This window comes from Microcystis sp. LE19-84.1B (assembly GCF_027531875.1).
In the GTDB taxonomy this organism is placed as follows: domain Bacteria; phylum Cyanobacteriota; class Cyanobacteriia; order Cyanobacteriales; family Microcystaceae; genus Microcystis; species Microcystis panniformis.
This window is the reverse complement of sequence record NZ_JAPZSR010000037.1, coordinates 1-1,310: the sequence shown is the minus strand read 5'-3', so window position 1 is coordinate 1,310 and position 1,310 is coordinate 1. Positions and strand designations below refer to the sequence as shown.

2 protein-coding genes are annotated in these 1,310 nt (G+C 38.2%); both read left to right on the top strand.

What is annotated here, in order from left to right; translation table 11 throughout:
• Positions 1-175: 175 nt before the first annotated feature.
• Entirely contained in the window at positions 176-307 is a 132-nt protein-coding gene (locus O9324_RS02045) for a hypothetical protein (protein WP_288139356.1), read from the top strand.
• A 165-nt stretch (positions 308-472) separates the two neighbouring features.
• Positions 473-1,222 (top strand): hypothetical protein, encoded by a 750-nt coding sequence (locus O9324_RS02040; RefSeq protein WP_288139355.1) that lies wholly within the window; start codon positions 473-475, stop codon positions 1,220-1,222.
• The last annotated feature ends 88 nt before the right edge of the window (positions 1,223-1,310 follow it).

Below are 1,310 nucleotides of genomic sequence, written 5' to 3'. Positions count from 1 at the left end.
AATGGGGCGAAAGTCTGTGGACTCTGTGTAAGACAGTACATGGTTTTTTAACTGTGGTATGCGACGGTGGTGGAAGCAGAAACTTAAATCGTGAGGTTTAGGAATCGCCGCACTTTTAGGGCGGCGAGGATGTCAAATTTCGCTCCCCTCTCCCAAAAAGGTAGAGGGGAGTAGAATGTCTGCCACGAATATAGAAAAATGGCATAAGGTGCGTTCCCCCTCGTTGCAGCAAGAAACGCACCCGACAAAATCTCATTATAATTATTATCGATATCGCAGTAACGTTATTATTCTCCTTGACGGCTAATTTATCCGATAAGATCAATGATTACACTGTAGTTATAATATTGTTACGGCGGATTCATGTTTGTTCTGGTAAATTCTCCACCCTGAAAGGTTTATCCAATAAGGAATTGGCTGTACCAGAGGAATAAATTAACTGCTGTATGCCATCAACAACCATCCTCAACCAATGATCCCTAAACTACCCTTTTCTAGGAAAAACAATCAGCAAAAAAGTCATCCATCCGAACAGCCCTCTGTAAATTCTACCACACCAGAGACAAAATCAAAACAATCGATCATTACAAGGATCGGTCAACTATTACCTTTCTGGACAAACAATCAGAAAAAAATTCATCAATCCGAACAACCCTCTGTAAATTCTACCAAACCAGAGAAAAAAAACACGATCCGTTCATGGCTAATGAAATTCGGGCAAAAAAGTTTACCGATAGCTGTATCGGGTTCGGTTATAGTTACTCTTATCACTAATCCCGATAAGGTTCAACTTTGGCTAACTATGTTATTCCCAAAACCTGTTTCCTTCTCTTGCGAGGGTATCACTGTTCAAATCCCGCAGAATTGGCAACAACTTGGATGTCAATCTGTTGCAATTCCTGATGTTCCTGACGCTACCATCATCCCCAAGTCTTTTGTTAGTAATGAAAGCAATTCTCCTAAAATACGCTTGATTGTCGAAGAGCTTTATGACAACGATATTACTTTGCAAAAATTTTACCAAAAAGAAAAAGAACAAGCAAAATTATTTATAGATAACAAGAAAAATACTTATTTTAGAGGTAATGAAAAATTTCAATTCAAGGGTAATTCAGCTAACTATGAATTAGTTTATGATGCAGACAATATTAAACGAAGAGATATTGGTTTTTTGGCTCTACCGAACCTGTCATGCAAAACTATCAACAACTCATGCTTGTAAAGCTTGTACAATAGGGCTTTGAGTTTTTGTTAGATTGATATTTATCAACTTTAGAGCATTGCTGGACAGAGAGGGAGCTTGGGGAATT